The sequence below is a fragment of the Bacillus sanguinis genome, from assembly GCF_018332475.1.
Taxonomy (GTDB): Bacteria; Bacillota; Bacilli; order Bacillales; family Bacillaceae_G; genus Bacillus_A; species Bacillus_A sanguinis.
The window spans coordinates 1-17,555 of sequence record NZ_BOQB01000167.1 but is presented as its reverse complement, the minus strand read 5'-3'; the positions used below and the strand labels follow the sequence as shown (position 1 = coordinate 17,555).

The 17,555-nt window shown below is 34.3% G+C and carries 19 protein-coding genes; all 19 read right to left on the bottom strand.

Annotated features, from left to right (window positions below):
- Nucleotides 1-121: 121 nt before the first annotated feature.
- The 19 genes from KI369_RS18075 to cpaB all read right to left on the bottom strand — a co-directional run bounded on the left by KI369_RS18075 (nucleotide 122) and on the right by cpaB (nucleotide 17,008).
- A complete protein-coding gene (locus tag KI369_RS18075; RefSeq protein ID WP_002019908.1) occupies nucleotides 122-844 on the bottom strand; it encodes a hypothetical protein in 723 nt (240 codons plus the stop codon).
- A 105-nt stretch (nucleotides 845-949) separates the two neighbouring features.
- The gene (locus KI369_RS18070) at nucleotides 950-1,399 is read right to left on the bottom strand and encodes a hypothetical protein (RefSeq protein ID WP_001124741.1); all 450 of its coding nucleotides are present in this window, start codon (nucleotides 1,397-1,399) and stop codon (nucleotides 950-952) included.
- 362 nt (nucleotides 1,400-1,761) lie between these two features.
- Nucleotides 1,762-3,075, bottom strand: a complete 1,314-nt coding sequence (locus KI369_RS18065) for a DUF3854 domain-containing protein (protein ID WP_001108764.1) — start codon at nucleotides 3,073-3,075, stop codon at nucleotides 1,762-1,764.
- A complete protein-coding gene (locus tag KI369_RS18060; protein WP_001048055.1) occupies nucleotides 3,065-4,840 on the bottom strand; it encodes an LPD1 domain-containing protein in 1,776 nt (591 codons plus the stop codon). Before KI369_RS18060 ends, KI369_RS18065 begins: the two co-directional genes overlap by 11 nt.
- 112 nt (nucleotides 4,841-4,952) lie before the next feature.
- Nucleotides 4,953-5,504 (bottom strand): hypothetical protein, encoded by a 552-nt coding sequence (locus KI369_RS18055; RefSeq protein ID WP_001027667.1) that lies wholly within the window; start codon nucleotides 5,502-5,504, stop codon nucleotides 4,953-4,955.
- Between the two features lie 496 nt (nucleotides 5,505-6,000).
- Nucleotides 6,001-6,162, bottom strand: coding sequence for a hypothetical protein (locus KI369_RS18050; RefSeq protein ID WP_000130909.1), 162 nt, complete (start codon nucleotides 6,160-6,162; stop codon nucleotides 6,001-6,003).
- A 111-nt stretch (nucleotides 6,163-6,273) separates the two neighbouring features.
- Nucleotides 6,274-6,897: a hypothetical protein gene (locus tag KI369_RS18045; protein ID WP_001088469.1), complete on the bottom strand. Its 624-nt coding sequence runs from the start codon at nucleotides 6,895-6,897 to the stop codon at nucleotides 6,274-6,276.
- Entirely contained in the window at nucleotides 6,894-7,439 is a 546-nt protein-coding gene (locus KI369_RS18040) for a hypothetical protein (RefSeq protein WP_000029928.1), read from the bottom strand. Before KI369_RS18040 ends, KI369_RS18045 begins: the two co-directional genes overlap by 4 nt.
- A gap of 38 nt (nucleotides 7,440-7,477) precedes the next feature.
- Nucleotides 7,478-9,403, bottom strand: a complete 1,926-nt coding sequence (locus KI369_RS18035) for a WxL domain-containing protein (protein WP_000871009.1) — start codon at nucleotides 9,401-9,403, stop codon at nucleotides 7,478-7,480.
- Between the two features lie 31 nt (nucleotides 9,404-9,434).
- Complete coding sequence (locus KI369_RS18030; RefSeq protein WP_000844613.1) at nucleotides 9,435-10,520, bottom strand: DUF916 domain-containing protein; 1,086 nt, start codon at nucleotides 10,518-10,520, stop codon at nucleotides 9,435-9,437.
- 70 nt (nucleotides 10,521-10,590) lie between these two features.
- Nucleotides 10,591-11,196, bottom strand: a complete 606-nt coding sequence (locus KI369_RS18025) for a WxL domain-containing protein (protein WP_000672678.1) — start codon at nucleotides 11,194-11,196, stop codon at nucleotides 10,591-10,593.
- 71 nt (nucleotides 11,197-11,267) lie between these two features.
- The gene (locus KI369_RS18020; RefSeq protein ID WP_000880715.1) at nucleotides 11,268-11,474 is read right to left on the bottom strand and encodes a hypothetical protein; all 207 of its coding nucleotides are present in this window, start codon (nucleotides 11,472-11,474) and stop codon (nucleotides 11,268-11,270) included.
- A 72-nt stretch (nucleotides 11,475-11,546) separates the two neighbouring features.
- On the bottom strand, nucleotides 11,547-11,750 hold the full coding sequence (locus KI369_RS18015; protein ID WP_000879955.1) for a hypothetical protein: 204 nt from the start codon (nucleotides 11,748-11,750) through the stop codon (nucleotides 11,547-11,549).
- Between the two features lie 65 nt (nucleotides 11,751-11,815).
- On the bottom strand, nucleotides 11,816-12,022 hold the full coding sequence (locus KI369_RS18010) for a hypothetical protein (protein WP_000956356.1): 207 nt from the start codon (nucleotides 12,020-12,022) through the stop codon (nucleotides 11,816-11,818).
- 42 nt (nucleotides 12,023-12,064) lie between these two features.
- Complete coding sequence (locus KI369_RS18005; protein ID WP_000201162.1) at nucleotides 12,065-12,931, bottom strand: type II secretion system F family protein; 867 nt, start codon at nucleotides 12,929-12,931, stop codon at nucleotides 12,065-12,067.
- Nucleotide 12,932: 1 nt separating this feature from the next.
- Nucleotides 12,933-13,865: a hypothetical protein gene (locus KI369_RS18000; RefSeq protein ID WP_000555804.1), complete on the bottom strand. Its 933-nt coding sequence runs from the start codon at nucleotides 13,863-13,865 to the stop codon at nucleotides 12,933-12,935.
- Complete coding sequence (locus tag KI369_RS17995; protein WP_000264620.1) at nucleotides 13,858-15,294, bottom strand: TadA family conjugal transfer-associated ATPase; 1,437 nt, start codon at nucleotides 15,292-15,294, stop codon at nucleotides 13,858-13,860. The genes KI369_RS18000 and KI369_RS17995 overlap by 8 nt, the downstream gene beginning before the upstream one ends.
- A gap of 15 nt (nucleotides 15,295-15,309) precedes the next feature.
- A complete protein-coding gene (locus tag KI369_RS17990; protein WP_000441033.1) occupies nucleotides 15,310-16,131 on the bottom strand; it encodes a CpaE/TadZ family protein in 822 nt (273 codons plus the stop codon).
- A gap of 16 nt (nucleotides 16,132-16,147) precedes the next feature.
- Nucleotides 16,148-17,008 (bottom strand): Flp pilus assembly protein CpaB, encoded by an 861-nt coding sequence (cpaB, locus tag KI369_RS17985; protein WP_000804792.1) that lies wholly within the window; start codon nucleotides 17,006-17,008, stop codon nucleotides 16,148-16,150.
- Nucleotides 17,009-17,555 lie beyond the last annotated feature (547 nt).

Here is a 17,555-nt window from a genome sequence, read left to right as displayed (position 1 = left end):
TTTGCAACTAATAAATCAAAAAAATTGATTTATTAGTTGCAAAAGTAATTATTAATTAAAAAGACATTCACTAATATCATCCGTAAATGTCTTTTTAATATTAACGTAAACCACTGACTTTTTAAGAAATCCAACTGCTCACTAGATTTACAAATTGACCAATCTTAATAGCAAGTTGAGATCCCCCTTCCACCGTTGAATTAATTTCCGTCAAAGCATTTGTTGTTCTTCTAAGAAGAGACGGCTTCGGTTCATGACCTTCCTCGATATTTTGTACTACCTCTCCAACAAAATCTATAGCATCTTCTTGAACATCTTTATTTTCCATAGATGCCCCTCTTAGGAGTTCCATTAGTTCTTGAGCTATTTTTTTAAGCTCCTTCCCCTCATCTTGGTTATTTATTTGATTAGCTTCAATATTCCCTTGTTCTGCATAATTAAATTGTCCTACATTACCTTGAATTAATACTTTTGCATTCGGTTTTTCATCAATTCCCAATTCAATTGCCATCTCCTCTAAATAATCTGTAATATGATTTACTAAAAGTCTTACAACTTGATAATTAAATTCTCGTACTTGATCTGAAAATTTTGCTCCTTTATAGAAAGCATATCCAAATGTTAATTCATGATAATCATTTAAGTGCACTGTTGCATATTTTAAAAGTTGATAAATAAAGCTGATTTCTTCATTATTATCAATAGGAATATCATACTTTGAACCATATGTCTTTAGTCCTATCATTTCCTCTAAATTATAGTCTTGTGTATGACATTTACGTATAAAGTCATAAATAATAGGTTCACTTTCAATATATGTAACAAACTTTTTAGCCAATCTCATGGTCTCATGTATATCACTTGAATTCAACAAATCTCCAGAGACTCTCCTAAAATTTTTAGAGAGAATTTTAAATTTTTTAATAGGAATAAGAACTGAAGCTTCCAACTAATTCACCCCACAGTATGGACAAAATGGAGAATGACCTGCTTTAGTTAATATAGTTAATTTAGCTTTTCTATCACAACATAAAAACATCACTTCATCTAAATCATCTTTTTCATATAATACTCTTGGTTGTTTTGTTGTCATAAGTTTCCCAGCTTTAAATTTCATGCCCTTACTTCTTTTCAAAGACTTTTCTAATCCTTTAAATAGATCATTTACCGCTTTTGCCATTTCATTCTCTGCTAATATCATAGCATTTTCCTTAATATCCTCAGTGTAGTATGTAGAAACTGGACAAGGAATACCACAACTAGGACAAAATAACTCCATAACATCATCTTCTTGTACTTCATCGGCTCTTAATTTAAATTCTTCTCCACAAAATGAGCACTTAAAAGATGAAAATCCAGCCATGTCGCTTTGTTTAGAAATTATAAATTTTTTTGGCATTACTATAGCTCCCTTTATTATGTCTTAACTAAAAAGTTAGATATATATATGCATGTATGTAAAACCGACTTCTTAAATTAATAATTAGTATAATTCTTCAAATTTCTATTTAATATATACCTCAATAAAAACAATAATTTTGTCAATACAGAATCCTAACCATTATTAATTCTTTAAAACCTCCTAAAATTCCTTTTTTGACCTATAAAAAAAAGCATGACGTACAATTGTCATGCTTTTCCTCATATAATCTAATAATATTTTAAGTCTACATCTTTCATGTATCATGTATAACTTTGTTGTAGAATAAACAACTTTCTTGTATAATCCACGACTTTGTTGTAATTACACATTATGATTTTTTATATTGTGCGAAAAACTGGTTTGAAAGCAGCTTGCATTGCATCATCCAGACCTTTCCCTTGTGCTGGGTTCCATGCCGCAATAATTACGTTATAGCCCTCTTTCTTTAACTCTGTCGCAAAAGCAATTAAGGCAGCTCTTACTTTTTCATTCTCTACTAAGTCAGCATCAAATGCTAAGTATACATTTTCTACTCCCATATCTTTTAATACTGGCATAACGATTCTCCATGCATTTACACCTGGAATCGCAAGAACTGTTGTCCCTACTTTAGCTATTTCTTCTTTATTTAGTCTTTGAGGAAGTAAATCGGCAATCAAATCCGCCTTCATCGGCCCTTCTGTAATCATTACTGATTTTGTTTTGTGCAGCATACCAGACTTCCAATGTTTCAAATGTGAGCTTGGTACCGCTACATGTACAGGAAGTGGATTTTCACTACCTCCCGCACCGGTTCCTTCATTTTTATTTGCTGAAGAGATCCATAAGTATTTTTGACCTTTATGTATCTTTACAACAACCTTTTCCCCGTCGATTAATAATTCTTTATTTTTCCCTATTTCTAGTTTTCCTTCATAGATACAATCCTCGTTTTTCGTTATTTTCACAACATTAGGCTGTTGGACTAGTTCGGCTTGTATACCTGTAGGCCCAGATTTCACATGAACAGAGTTCTTTACTTCATCTACACGTACTTGCCAACCAACAATTTGATTATATTGGTTTCGGAATGGAATCATAATTCCTGGAAAACCTGCCATTAAACGAAGAGAAGTTTGTCCTTTCTTCATTTCATAAAATCCAGGTATTCCCTTCCAACAATCTTTTTTGCCAATTTGTTTAAATAACTTTTCCCAAATAGTTGTGTACGTATTATCATCTTCCAACACAATTTGTTGCTTTAAAAACGAACGATATTGACGTACCTGTACTTCTTCTTCAGTCATTTTTCTATCTTGCAGTAAATGTATATGATGCTTCTCCTCTAACGGCAAAAATCCGATTAAATTACGATTAAATACATCTAATTCTTCCTTACTTCGCTTACTATGCCCCTTTACTACATCTACCTCTGGTAATTGGTATTGCTTCTTACCATTTAGATAATGGATATAACTTGGATTACTTGAATTTTTACCGTATACCCACTTACTTTCCACACGGGTACATGCTACTTTCTCCTGTGAAACATGCAGCATACAGTTTCCAATACCATTACAGATTGGGCATGGAACACGATAAAATTCCCACCAACTTCCTCTTGGATGTGCAGTTGTTAAACGAAATTGTCCTTTTTGTATGTTATAATTCATCATTTCCCACTCCTTGTATACTATTTATTATATATGGAACAGCTACTTCCATTAAACTCTTTATACTTCTATTTAGATGTTCTCTTTGTTCTCCTAACGGATAGACAAAAGAATATGTATCACAAACTAAATAATCGTTTCTATGTTCTTGATCTAGCAAAGCTGATTCTACATATGCTTCAAATGCTCTAGCAAACATCTCATGATTCGTAGACCAATACTTTTTGGTTCTCTTCTTATCTAACTTAATGGCTGTATCAAAGTATATAGACCCTTTCACTTGATAGGATATTTCAACAAGTTTTTCGCCAGTTTTTTTATAATGATATGCAGCTAACATTTGTGCGGTTTTCTCGAATTCTTTTTCAATTTTACGCTCCATACGCGTTTTTGTAGCTCCTGATAAAGTATCAAGCTTCCTACACAAACTAGCATGATGTGATTCTAAAATATTTGAAAGATTTCCTTTAAACACATCATAACTATCGATAACACCACCATAGAAATACCACTTTCTACTGTAGGCATTTTCCACGTTGATTACTCTGGCCACTTTTCCTTGTTTACAAGCATCTAACACAGCTTGTATCTTTTCCTTGATAATAGCAGGCAAGATATTCCCAATACTCTTCCCATTTGATAAGAAAGCAAGAGTACCATTTTGAAAATCATGACTACAATCATATAAGAAATGATCCAATGCATGTCCCCATTCATGACACAATGCCCCGACTCCATTATCACGAGTTAAATTAATGACTTTGGTAGAAGGTTCATAATGTGCTAATGCATTGCCGCTTCCTCTCGCACCAATCGCAAGTCCTAAGCGTCCTCCTAACCCTATATACTCAGGTGGAATTCCCAATATACGAGCTAAATCATGCAATGCTTCAGATACATGCCCAATATGCTCTTTTGCATATTGTTCGGTGCAATAATGACCAAATTGCATCCCCTTCAACCCAAACATAGCAACTACGTCTTCAGGTTTGGTAGCAATTTCTACTCCTGGCCCTTTTCTTTGCAGGGTATCTGGCAGTTTCCTACTCCAAGCAGCTGCGGATTTCTTACGAGTTGTAACCTTTTTCGTAAGTAAATCATTCCATGTTAGTTCATGTGATACACGAAGATACGTAGAATTAATACTTTTTGAATTTGTGCAAAGTGATATGAATTTCTTTCCTAATATCAATAATTCCATACCATCTGCATCAACAAACTCATCAAAATATTCCTCTACCATTCTTTTAAATGTGAATGTTACATTCTTATTTTTTCTAAATGCAGACCAACCATTGCTCATTTCCATACCATAAGAAACAACAAGATCTACCCATTGTTCTGAGGTATGTACTGACTGTATATCATTCCATATTCTTCTACATGCCTGAACATATAGTTTCCTTGCAGTCGGTGTATCTACAATTGGCTTCTTATTAATTCTGCCCACTAGCAGTTGCTTTAACTTTGCAACACGTGGCAGGACATCATTTTCTTTTTCATATTCAAAAGAGAATGGAATTAATGCGTTTCGATCCAATGCATTTAGCGCCTCTACTGGAGATTCTTTTTCAATTTCAGCTAAAATTTCTAAAGAAAATGATACTAAAAATGATTCTTTTAAAGCTCGTATCTCTTTCTTTGCTCCCGCTAATTTCTCACCTACATCATAACTGTATCGATTGCGAACTTGTTTATCTGTTCTCACATCCTGTACCATTATGTCTTCTCCTACCTCTAAACCAAAAAGTTCAAATAAATTCATACTAAAATCCTCCTGAATAAAATAAAAGACAGAAATTCATAGTTATTTTTCACTACGGATTTCTGTCATTCCCTCTGTCTGTAGACTTTCATATAGTTATGTAAATCACTCATTACGATACACTCACACCTGTTAAAGAGAATAGATCCTCTTTTGTCGGATTTAGTGCTTGTAACCAGCTATCTACCTCCAGAAAGTTTACTTTTTTTAATTGTTCACCTTTTTCCGCACGTTTAACCACCTCTAAACTTCCATGCTGATGCACAATCATTACAAGATCATCTTTCTTAAAAATACAATCTACATCTGCAGAATTTATGTGGTGGTTACGTAGAATTGGTTTCCATTTCTTAAGTGAATAACCTTCTACATCTAAAAAACCGCGGATAGCAGTAAAGCGAAAACTCGTCCCTCTAAAACATCTTTCCAATAAAAAAAGGAAATCCCGTACACATCCATTAAAATGAACATGATACAAATAGATTTCCCCTGCTTGTTTTGCTGCTCGCTGTGACAAGTTTGATGGTTTAATGGAAAATTGATAACAATCTCGTTCCCAAAATGCTCCTTCTTTTGTAACTCTCATTCGTAATGCACGTAAACTTGGAATAAGTTCATCTGGATGCGCAGAACAAAATAAAGATACTTCATAACTGATATTCATAAATAAATCCCCCTAAATAATAATTTTTGCCCAGTGTAATAATGGGTTCTAACAATCAAACAGACTTGAAAACAACACAAAAAGGGCTTCTTCAAGTCGATTAAAAATGTGCATAGCAAAATAAGCTATATAAACACTAATCGGCTCAAAGAAGCCCTTTCATAAATGAAACAAGACGCAACTTGCTTCTACAACTCAACCACAACACAAAAAAGGTGTGGGAATAAACGGAATCAATTAAACAATAAATATAGTTATATATTAATTAATTTATTAAGTAGTAGCAAGTATCTTCATATATATTTATATTATCATTGAGCTTATTATTTTTCATTTTATTGAAATTATGTATAATTAAAGTATCCTACACGAGATATTGAGTCATATCTCATCGTCATTTTAAAAGACCTCCATTTTATATGGAGGTCTTTTTTTAGGGGATAAATAAATAACTACTAATTTTCCACGGCAGGAAATTCCCCCTACACATTCTCTATTAATATCCACCCATTTTAATTACTAACATAGTCATAAACATACTAAACATGAGGCTTTTTAAGTACTTATTTTCATCTTTTGCTACAAAAATAGCTAAACAGCAGAATAAAGCCCATCCTAACCAAAATAGCATTCCTAAAATCATTGGTAAATCAGTCAATTAAATCTACTCCTTCGAATGTTTTATCTATTACATTATTTAATATATTCATTTTGACTTCATATTTTAAGACCAAAATAAAAAAGACAGAAGTTTTTCTGTCTTTTTTATTTATCTTAAAGTAATCCATTCATAACTTGCCCACTCTTTTGGTTTTTTATCGTACTTAATACGACCAGTCGTACAGAATGAAGCAATCATCCATTGTATAATGTTCATCTTGGCATATGGATCAATACAATCCTCTATTTTTTTTAATTGATAGCCTGTACTATTTTTCTGCCAAATTGTATATAAACGAAAATGAGTTGTCGTAACAAGCCTAGCTTTTGTTGTAACTTGCCATTTTGCAATTTTCGTTAAATCCTCTTTTACTTTTCTCTCATACTCTTGTTTTATCACTTTATAAGTCTTGTCTTTATTAATTAATCCATTAGAGAATGTAAAAGGCATTTGATGCACCTCATAAACTGTTCCTTCTTCATCTCCTAAAATATTTGATTCTACTAGGAATATGTTTTTTAGTTTTAACTGTTCCGTTAATTCTTTTCCGCTCCGATAAAACGGTTTTTTTATCTTCTGAAGCAAGACAACCTGTACAATTAATCCAATTAGTAACGGATACGCTAGTATAAACACCATATTAATAAACATATTGGTAATAAGTACCCCTACTAATGCGAATATCGTGAAGTAAATATAAGTTTCTCTTTGATGAATGATTCTACTATTCAAGCTAAAATACCTCCGTTTTGATAAATAGTGAAAGCAACATATACAATTGCTCCTAATAAAATAGAACAAGCCCCCGGAAAGCTCTGTATCAGCTGTATATCTTTCTTTGGTAGCTTTGCCCCAAATATAGAAGCAGCATGCTCCAATTGGTCTTTAAACGCCCCCACAAACCCCAAAATTTTAATTAATCGATACACACTAGCAATCCAAAAGAATAGTAAATGGAAAGCTGTTAATGTAATAGCAGTAAGGATTGCTGATTCTTCCACTAAATTACTAACATATATAGCTACCACCACAAGCATTTTTGTATCACCGGGTGAAGAAAATTTAAATGTCTCTAACAACAAACCACACGCTAATGCCATAGCTAGTACAATCACAATCTCTTTCCCTGTTCTTATTCCAGCAAAATACGTGATTCCTATACCTACAATTAAGAATAGCAAATGCCATATATTTTTCGTTTTTCTATATTTCAAATCAGTAAATACATTCAGGGCCATATATCCTAGTAGTATTCCTATTACATATATACTCATAATTTTTTCTCCTTATTTTTTCCTATTTTAATGAATTATTACGGTCCACTCACTAGAGACCAGGTGACCGTAGAAGTATAAGTAGCTTGCCGATTCTTCCCTACATAAGTTGTCCCTGGATCTAACTGCAGTTGTAATCCATTTTGTCCAAAATCGACTTGATATTCTCCAATTGCTACATCTTTTGAAGCCCGTATAATAGTGTGTGCCGCCCCAGTATCAATAGGTGTACTTGGAATTTGTATGATAGGTTTCCCTGTCTCTGGACCTTTTACTTTAGTTATACTTACCTGATTTTTTAAGGATAAAGAACCCTTTGGCAATTGTTTTGCAATATTCGGCTCTGTAAATGGAGAAATTGTCATATTCAATCTCCATCCATCCGCTTGATTTCGACTATCATGTATCATGAGTTTCCCTAATGTACCAAATGAATTTTGCTTTTCTCCATTTAGTTGAATAGGAGTAAACTCTACACTTTTAGGAACAGTAAGCATGTCTACTCGTCCTTTTTGTGTTGTAGATATATGCTTCGTCGTACTTTTATTCCCAGCTTTATCTACTGTACGGATATGTACATATTGTGGTTTCGCATAATCAGTTGGAAACTGAATGCTAGTCTGATTTGTAAACTGAACACCACCCACTTTATCAAGTGAAGTGTCGGATTTATCATTCACTACATATTCATATCCCTTTACACCACTTGTTACAGTTGCAGGAACTTCCTTAGAAAAATCCGAAACGCCATTCCTGCCAACTCCACGAATTTTATAATGATAGGTACTCCCTTCATCTTTAGCAGGGGCAAACGTTACTTTAGTTTCTTTCAGTTCTCTATTTTCAAATTGGAAGCTTTCAGGTGTTGTTGGCACTGCCTGATCTTTTGCTTCTTTATCTACATAGTCAGAGAGTCTACCCTTATATATTTGCTGATTTCCCCTGTATACTTCCGCTTCCGATGCATATCCCACTTTTAACTCATCCACATAGGTAATCCCTTCTGAATAAGCAAGCATATAAAAAGTTACACCTCGTTGCTCGGTAATATAAAACGGATTATTTGCAACTTGAGTATTCATACTAAACGTAGACCATCCATTTATATCTTTATTAGAATCATTCTTTGTGATCGTACGATTATTTGGTAATTGGATAGGTGCTGCCCATTTTCTTGTTTTTAGGCGATCACCTTGTTTCATCGGGGTCACAATAGGACTATTTAATATTACCTTTCCCTTTCCAGAACCATCCTGATACGGTATTACCTTTTCAATCATAGGGGAATCTTGATACACATCTTTGTTTATATCCGAAGTTATATGTCTTCTATCCCTTGGTATGTTGGTACCCGGTTCCTTCTCTGGAAACAAAGAGATATTACTAATTTCTATTTCTTTTGAACCGCCTGGAACATCTTTCAAAACAGTAGCATTATAATAGTCAAATTCTCTCCCTGTTTCCCAGCCTCCATCACCATAGAAACTAATTCTTCCTAATCCTTGTGACTTTGCTTTAAACGTTGCTGAAATATAAGCATTATTAGGTACGTTTAATCGCTTAAAAACAGCAATGGAACTCTCTCTTACTGTATAAGGATATAAGACTCGATTCCCTCCCGATTTTGTATCAAATACTTTGTATCCGCTAGTATCTGTACCATTTGGATAAAAAACTTCAGATTGTAAACTTTGATTCCCGTTACCGTAAAACTCTCCCCAACCACTCATCAAATTAACGTCTTTTGGGTTATTAAAATCAATTTTCCATAGGACGTCCTGCTCTAAGATATCAATCGCCCATTCTAGCTTCACTTCATTTTCTTTTCCATTTGCAGTGAGTGTTGGAATACCATTTTGCTGTTTTCCTATTTGATCAGCTAATATAGAGTTATCTTTTGAATCAATAATTAAGCACGATACACCCAAAAGTATGATTGAAGTAAGAACCTTCCCCCATTTCACTGTTTCCTCCCCCATTTCATTTTTATGCTATCTATGCTGCCTTATTTTGCTCCTTCTGATTTTCATGTTTCTTTCTCCACCATACAAATACAAACATTGAAATAACTAATATGAAAACACCAGCGGCTATTATATATATTTGATTAGAATATCCAGGCAACACTTTTATTGCACCTGTTTGTTCCGCATAATCTGTCACATTAGAAGCAGTTATGCGTATCTGTTCTGTATATGTTTTTGGTATACCATTCTCTTTTATAGTGACTTTTAGTGTATACTTTCCATCTTTATATTCTTTCGCTTTCCATGGGATTGCTAATCCTACCTTAGATTTTGGCGCTACATTGAATGCTGGAATATTACCATGAAACAGAACGTTATCCTGGGATAAAACTTCATAGTAAACTGCTACATCCCTTACAATATTTGCATTTGTATTTTGAATAAGTGCATGGACTTGTGGTTGTGTTGGATAAGATTCAACAGTTGTGCCATTTAGTTTAAGAGGCGTTTTATTGACCGAATTTTCAGTCTCTTCACTATTCAATTGTATTGCTACCGCATATTCAATGCTATTATGTACAGAAAAGTTCAATCCGTCCTTTTCAAGCTTCTGTCCTTGGGTATCGTGCGCTAACTCAAATAATAATCCACCCAAAAACACTCCATCTTGATTTGGTGTCGTTAAATGTACCTCTATAGTTTTCGTTTGATTCCCCTCTAAGTTAACAGCGTCAGGCGCTTGAACATACTGATCCATATAGAAATCTGTATCTGTTAATATACTTTGTGAGACTTCACGATTTGTTACATACATAATACCTCCGTTTGTAGAGGTGAGAGCGTTAGCGACTTTTACATTGACTTTGATTGGAGTATTAGCTTTATTGTGTACATCCATTTTTACTGTTTGATTCTGTTTCTTTTTCACCTGTAAATTAAAATAATTTTTTATATCACCTAGTTGATTATCCGGGACATGAATGCTTACATCAAATGGTAAACTATCTTGTTTTTCTTGTGCATAAACTACTTTAAAAGGTTTTAAGCTTATACTTAAAATGAATATAATCACAACCAAAATACTAATTAAAATTTTATATACATAGCTTTTCATTCTGCCCCTTCTTTCTATGTATAGAAGAGAATCATACATACGTGATTCCCTTCTATATGATAAATTTCTTTTAAGGTCCTGTTACAATAGAATATGTCAGTTTTGACTCATATGAGGTAGCACCAGCCTTATTCTCAACATACGTACTATGTGGATTTAACGTTAAAGCTAGAGATTTATCATTGAAACTAACATTATATTTCCCCATACCTTCATCTTTTTTCGCACTTAAAATCGTAACTTGATTATCAGTATCTATAATAAAGTTAGTCGTTTTAAACTCCGGATTTGGTGAACTTGTCCCTCCAACTTTCGTTATAGCAGCACCACCACTATTCAAAACTAAGGAACCCTTTGGAAGTGTCCGATTTGACTTTGCATCTCCACTCACTTTAAATTGATCTGCTTTTACATTGATTCTCCAACCATTCCCAGAACCAGTTGCATCTGTCACTGTTAGTACACCAGGATTTGCATGTGTTACTTGTGTTTCTCCACTTAGTGTTACCGCGTTAAAGTTACTAACTGGTGTAACAGCAATATTATGTTCCCCACCTGTTATACTTTGATTTAGTTTTGTATCAGCTGTTGTTGCTGCACTTGCAGGTGTACTAATTAATGACATGCCAAGGGCTAATGTTGCTAATGTAGGAATCATTACTTTACTGAATTTCATCATAGTACCTCCTTATATTTTAAAAGGAGGGAGCTATATAAAACACGCCCCCTCTTATTTTCAATTAAAATTTATTTTTTGTTCCAAGAATCTACATCCGCATTGCTTGATGCTTTTGTGAATCGAGCTAGAATTGTATCATAACCGCCTTGGATTGCTTTCCATACAAATGGCCCAATTACTAATACAATAATGACCGCTAAAGCGATTAACATACCGTTTTCTGATGATAGTTGTGAATCCTCATTTTTTAACCAATTCTTCATATTTGCTAACATTACATTTCGTCTCCTTTATATATCGATTTTAAGAATTTACTAAAATAAGAACTTAATTATTTAAATCTTTTATTACTTATTCCAAGAATTTACGTCTGCATTGCTTGATGCTTTTGTGAATCGTGCCAGGATCGTATCATAACCACCTTGGATTGCTTTCCATACAAACGGCCCAATTACTAATACGATAATGACCGCCAAGGCAATTAACATACCGTTTTCTGATGATAGTTGTGAATCCTCATTTTTTAACCAATTTTTCATTTTTGCTAACATGATTGAATCTCCCTTATTCATTTATTTGAACTATATACATAATAAACATCATGAACCTAAAACTTTTATTTCTTGTTCCAAGTATTCACATCTGCATTGCTTGATGCTTTTGTGAATCGAGCTAGAATTGTATCATAGCCACCTTGGATTGCTTTCCATACAAATGGTCCAATTACTAGCACAATAATTACCGCCAAGGCGATTAACATACCATTTTCTGATGATAATTGTGAGTCTTCATTTTTTAACCAATTCTTCATTTTCGTTAACATATATTTTGCTCCTTTACCTATTCCATTTTGAATAATGTTTTTCTATATACTTGCAAATCCTTGCATTAAGGATTGAATAACAATAACCATTGGATAAATTACAATACATCCAATAACAGCTACGTTAAATTTATTCATTTCCATTGGCTTATTTTGAATGAGACGGTTATAGTTCTCATGTTTTAACTCACGCATCATTTTAATCTGTGCATCCATAATACGAAGACTCTGTACCTTATCCGTTTTTTGTGCTTGTTGCAATGCAATAGTAAAGGTATTTACTTCTGGACTATTTAAGGCTGCTGCAAAGTTTCTAAATGGTTGATCCGAACCCGCATACATTTCTAATTCCGCTGTAAGTGTAGATACATACGGTCGAAGATGTCTCCCGGCATATATCTGCGCCTTTTTTACTGCTTCTAATGTTGTATGTGTTTTTAACAACTGCAGCATAGGAATTAAATACTCCGGTAATTCGAACTTCCTTGCTTCTATAGCCTGCTTGATTCTTCTCTTTAATAGATAATCAGGATAGAAATAAAGTAGCGGTGAAATTAAAACGCCCACTTTAAATAAGTAGTAATCATGAAACACCGTACATATCAAGAAAACAGAGGTGAAAATGATGGGATAGGCAACCTTCATTTTCAAATATTCTTCTGGTTTCGTATCCAAACCAGCTTCTTCTAATTTTTTTTGGATCTGCTCTTTCTTTTCTTCTGTCAGATACTTATGTGATAACGACTGGAAGGGAGCAAGCATCATTTGATTTAAATTCTTTTTTTCAATTCGTTTTGCATTTTCTACATAGTTTGTAAGTAGGCTACCGCTGTCTTTTTTACTTTGTAGAAAGGTAGAGAATACCCAGTACATGACAACGAATACCACTAAAGCTAAAATCGTAGCCACTTTATTCCCCTCTTTCTGTTGGATTATAATTTGCAATCTTTTCTACACGGGTTGCTAAGAAAAAGACAATTAACATATTTACCGCTAATGCAATTTTCCCCATCATAGAACCTGCTAAAAATCCATATGCTTCTTTTGACATCAACATAATCACAATCGGCATGGCAATCACGATTAAGCAGTTCTGTACAAACGCACGTTGTGCTTGCGACAAACTAGAACGTAATCTTGCCAGATATAGCTTTTGTTTTTCGAAATCTTCTGCAATATCTAATAAGACTTGTACTGAATTCGCCCCGCCTTCTCGACTACACACTTCCAACATTTCATGGAAGAAAACCAATTCTCTAAAATTAAAAGTTTCATTGAATCCTTTAAATGCACGGTGCATTGTAGTTCCACCTTCTAATAAAAGAGAAACTTTTTCTATTTCTTCTTGAATACTCTCATGCATCATTGGCTTTACTTGTACTAACACGCGTTTAGCGTTATTACTAATTTGAAGCGCATTCGCTACTGCCTTCATATAAATAGAGAGACGGTCAATGACAACCAAGTAGTAACGTTTTTTTCTTCGATAGAGAAGAAATCTCGGAACTAAAAATCCACATAAAGCAGAAATCAGGGTAAAAGGATCTCTTCCAAATGAGAAGTAGAATATTGCTGCTATACTCATTCCCGAAAGAATCGTATATACCCAGTACATGCTTTTCGTCAATTTCCACTCGTACTTTTGGGCTTCTTGGATAACAGATTGTGGAAGATACATTCGTATGCCTTTAATATTCCTTAATTCCAAGCGCCTTTCTTCTTTCTCATTTTCTTGTACAAATTGGGAAAGTGCAGAACCTTTAGATTTTGCAAAAAGTAAAACAAGTAATACTACACTAATAAAGATTAATAATATACATCCATAGGCGAACAAACTATGCATACTGCACCTCCTGTTGTGATAGGAACGGTGCATAAAGAGCTGGATTTACAGAAGTAGCAGAACGGAATTTTTTCTCCATTTTAGCTGACATTTTCCCTGTAATAATGTGCTGTCCATGAATTTTTCCTATGCTTTCATTTATCTCATCCTGTTCCTCGTATGTCGGGATAAACTGAGAAAGTTCATTAAACTGTATATCACCTCGATAATCTAATAATTCAATCATCTCTGTAATATAACGATTCCCATCATCTTTCTTTTCTAAAAAGACAATCACATCGAATGTCTGTGAAATTAATTCATATAAATACTGGGCATCAATATTCGCACCACTTTGCAGACACATGAGCATTAAACGTCTGACTGCTTCTATGGCACTTCTTGCATGGACAGAGGTAAAGCCAGGGTGGCCTGTTTGGAAAAAGTTAATCATTTTTAATGCTTCTTTACCCCTCGATTCCCCTACAATTAATCGCTTTGGTCCTTGACGTAGTGCATTCGTTAACAATCTATCAAAATCAATTGCATTTTCTTCTACTTCCGATGCCCTACATTGCATCGGAACAAAGTGATGTTCTGGAAAAATTCGATGCAAATATAATTCAGGGTTATCTTCTACTACAAGAGTACGTTCTTTTTTCTTTCCTTTCGGAATATGAGAAGCAAGAAATTTCATAAACTCTGATTTCCCTGTCCCTGTTGCTCCAGCGACTAGAATATTCATTTTGGCTTTCACGGCTGCAGCCAAAAAGTCCAACATCTCTTTTGACGCTTGATTAGTAGATAACATTCGCTCTTCAGAAGCACGAAGATGATCTGCATTCTTACGAATCGTTATTGTTGTCCCGAGTCCCCCAAGTTCATCTAAAGCAATATTGATACGGATATAGGGAAACACGCAGTCCACATATGGTTTTGCTGTATTTAATGACTCTGACGTACTATTTACCATCTTATAGGCTAAAGCCTTTACCTCTTCTTCCGTCTCAAATCGGTAAGGGAATGTTAACTCTCCCTCTCCAATTTTTTCGTAAATAATTTCTTTTGTACCATTGATATAAATATCGGTTACATCCTGATCTTCTTTTAAAGGTTCTATAATTCCAAATCCCACAATATCATCACATACCATATTTAATAATTGTTCAGAAGGTACATCTGAAATGACGACTTGATTACTTAATAGAAAACTTTTAATGATTTGTTCTACAGCTGCTCTCTTTTCTTTATTCATAAAAGATTCGCTTAAAATATCACGATGGTCTTTTACTAAAAATGCACGAATTTCATCCGTGATATCTTTAATTTGTTGAGCTGTAGTTGTTCCTAACTTTCGAGCTGATTTGGAACGAATCATATAACCAAAATGATATAAATCAACTCGATTTCGCTTTAAGGCGACTTGTTTTCCCTGTAAATAGCCCCACATACTACTGCCTCCCTTTTAATTTCGTAAACCAAAGAGACCCTTTTTCATAGAGGATGTATGCTGGGTTGGAATATCAAGACCAGCTGCTTCCATAATGTGATGGACCTTTGTATTAATTTGCGGGGAACCAAACTGCATCCCCCATTCATAACTCGTACGATCCCTGTCATACGGAATTGTCACCGCAATTTTTTGGGAAGATAGCTTTTCAATATCTTCTACATAATCCTCATCTGCCATATTTAAAACATGAATCATACGAGGCAATGTTAGCTTTGCTTCTTCTAGTAGTTGTAATTCTCTTTTAATTGCTATTGCACCACGAGGGTTGCCGTTTAACACATGAATTACAAGGTCTGATTGGTATAGGATTGGATAACTCAGAACCTCAGATAATTCAGTTGGTACTGATAGAATGATAGAATCGTATTCTGTATCTACAAGTGATTCTATAAATGTCGTTACAAACAGTTCTTTGTTTTGAATCTCTGGGAATTGAGCTAAGTTATAACCTGATGGAAACACTAGAAAATCCATCTTATCGTGCAATTTTTGCATCAACCTTGGATTCATTTTTCTCTCTAATAAATCTTGCTTGGTACAAATATATTGCGAGAGATTGTATTCATTTTCTTTTCTTACAAGTTCTAAGATGTTTTTACTATCGTGGCTAAGACCAGTTCCAACCGCAAAGCTAGGTCTTACTTGGTCTGCTTCAACATAAAGCACCTTTTTCCCTAAATGAGCTAATTCATTTGCCATCGCAATACTTAATGTGCTTTTCCCTACATTTTCGTTTGTTGCATAAAAGGCAATGATTCTTGCTTGCCGCTCCATCTTAATAACCCCTTTCTTACTTAGATTCATTCAGATACTGTGCTACATACTCTTTTACATTTTTAGAAATTGGATTAGTCGAATGCTTCTCTACATAGTCTAAAATGTTCTTTTGATCAGATATTTGTGAGAATCCTTCAGCTGGTTCTAATTCTTTCCCTGTTTGCTCCACCTTTTGTCCAACTGCAACAGGAATGACATCTCCAAGTGTTTTTGCACGATTTAAGTATTGAAGTTGTTCAGGGGAAACAGCCAGTGTGTATAATCGCGTTACTTTAGGCTTTTGTTTTCCTTCTTGTTCCTCTTTTGATTCTTTCTTTTCTAGCACAAATGCATCTTCTGTATTGCTATCTTTTGCAGCCGTCACACGTACACGTTGGAACAGACCACCAAAGACAACCTTCTCATTGTCTCCTTCTTTCACAACTTGTTTGAAATACAAGTCCACATACGTGTTTGGGATAATACTATTCCCTGAACTTGTTTCTAAATCAACGAGTAACGGGAAAGCAACTTCTCCATCTTTCAAATTTAAAATAGCAGAGTCCGGTAACTCCTCTTTCTTTACTACTTTGTTTTTAAAGAGATAGCTATTTTCTGTAATGGGTTGCCCATCATTTGTCCACTTACCTACAACCTCTTTTTTATTTACACGTAATGCATTTGGGGGAATCGCATCACCAGGTAAAGTTCGTTCCACTAGCATGTCTTCTTTAATTTCTGTATGTGCAGGTATATCCTTTGCGGCTACAACAATCTTTGTTGGTTTTACAGCATTTTCTACTGCGAAATGATTGTATCCATAGATACCCGCTACTGTTGCAGCGGCTAGACCTACCGCAACAATCTGCTTCTTTTGAAACTTAGATGGCTTCAATGTTTGTATTCCTCCTTATGTAGCCTTTAAACGCAAAAAAAGGACACACCTATGGCATAATGCGCCTTAGGTGTGTCCTTTTAGCTAATCTAAAGTCTATATGAAAATGTTGGATTTGGTTTCTTTAATATTACAATTTCAATATTATGATATATAGAGTTATATGTCAATCATTTCTAAAAAAAATATTATTTTTACCATTTCAAACCTCTGATTTCAAAACTCAAAAACCCTTAAAAACATTGTCATATCAAGGTTTTTAAGCTATTAACCCACCCGTAAATATGGTATAATTAATATAACGTAACTGAATATTTCAGGGTGGTTGGTTGCTATCCTTTCTCTTTCATTTTATGGAGAAAGGAGGTGATCGCATGGAAATACTTTTCACGATAGCAATTGAAATTTTAAAAGTAATTGCTAGAGAAGTCGCTGTTTTTTTTGCAAAACGAGTAGGTAAATACCTATCAACGTCTTGGAAGAAAGCACGAAAAAAGCGACGAAAAACGAAAAGAACCACCCACAATGTGAACTGGACCCGAAAAGT

Bases quoted from the DNA above. Each gene is read 5' to 3' on its own strand.
- KI369_RS18075 (WP_002019908.1), bottom strand. From the start codon at position 844: ATGAGATTGGCTAAAAAGTTTGTTACATATATTGAAAGTGAACCTATT.
- KI369_RS18070 (WP_001124741.1), bottom strand. From the start codon at position 1,399: ATGCCAAAAAAATTTATAATTTCTAAACAAAGCGACATGGCTGGATTT.
- KI369_RS18065 (WP_001108764.1), bottom strand. From the start codon at position 3,075: ATGAATTATAACATACAAAAAGGACAATTTCGTTTAACAACTGCACAT.
- KI369_RS18060 (WP_001048055.1), bottom strand. From the start codon at position 4,840: ATGAATTTATTTGAACTTTTTGGTTTAGAGGTAGGAGAAGACATAATG.
- KI369_RS18055 (WP_001027667.1), bottom strand. From the start codon at position 5,504: ATGAATATCAGTTATGAAGTATCTTTATTTTGTTCTGCGCATCCAGAT.
- KI369_RS18040 (WP_000029928.1), bottom strand. From the start codon at position 7,439: ATGAGTATATATGTAATAGGAATACTACTAGGATATATGGCCCTGAAT.
- KI369_RS18030 (WP_000844613.1), bottom strand. From the start codon at position 10,520: ATGAAAAGCTATGTATATAAAATTTTAATTAGTATTTTGGTTGTGATT.
- KI369_RS18025 (WP_000672678.1), bottom strand. From the start codon at position 11,196: ATGAAATTCAGTAAAGTAATGATTCCTACATTAGCAACATTAGCCCTT.
- KI369_RS18020 (WP_000880715.1), bottom strand. From the start codon at position 11,474: ATGTTAGCAAATATGAAGAATTGGTTAAAAAATGAGGATTCACAACTA.
- KI369_RS18015 (WP_000879955.1), bottom strand. From the start codon at position 11,750: ATGTTAGCAAAAATGAAAAATTGGTTAAAAAATGAGGATTCACAACTA.
- KI369_RS18010 (WP_000956356.1), bottom strand. From the start codon at position 12,022: ATGTTAACGAAAATGAAGAATTGGTTAAAAAATGAAGACTCACAATTA.
- KI369_RS18000 (WP_000555804.1), bottom strand. From the start codon at position 13,865: ATGCATAGTTTGTTCGCCTATGGATGTATATTATTAATCTTTATTAGT.
- KI369_RS17995 (WP_000264620.1), bottom strand. From the start codon at position 15,294: ATGTGGGGCTATTTACAGGGAAAACAAGTCGCCTTAAAGCGAAATCGA.
- KI369_RS17990 (WP_000441033.1), bottom strand. From the start codon at position 16,131: ATGGAGCGGCAAGCAAGAATCATTGCCTTTTATGCAACAAACGAAAAT.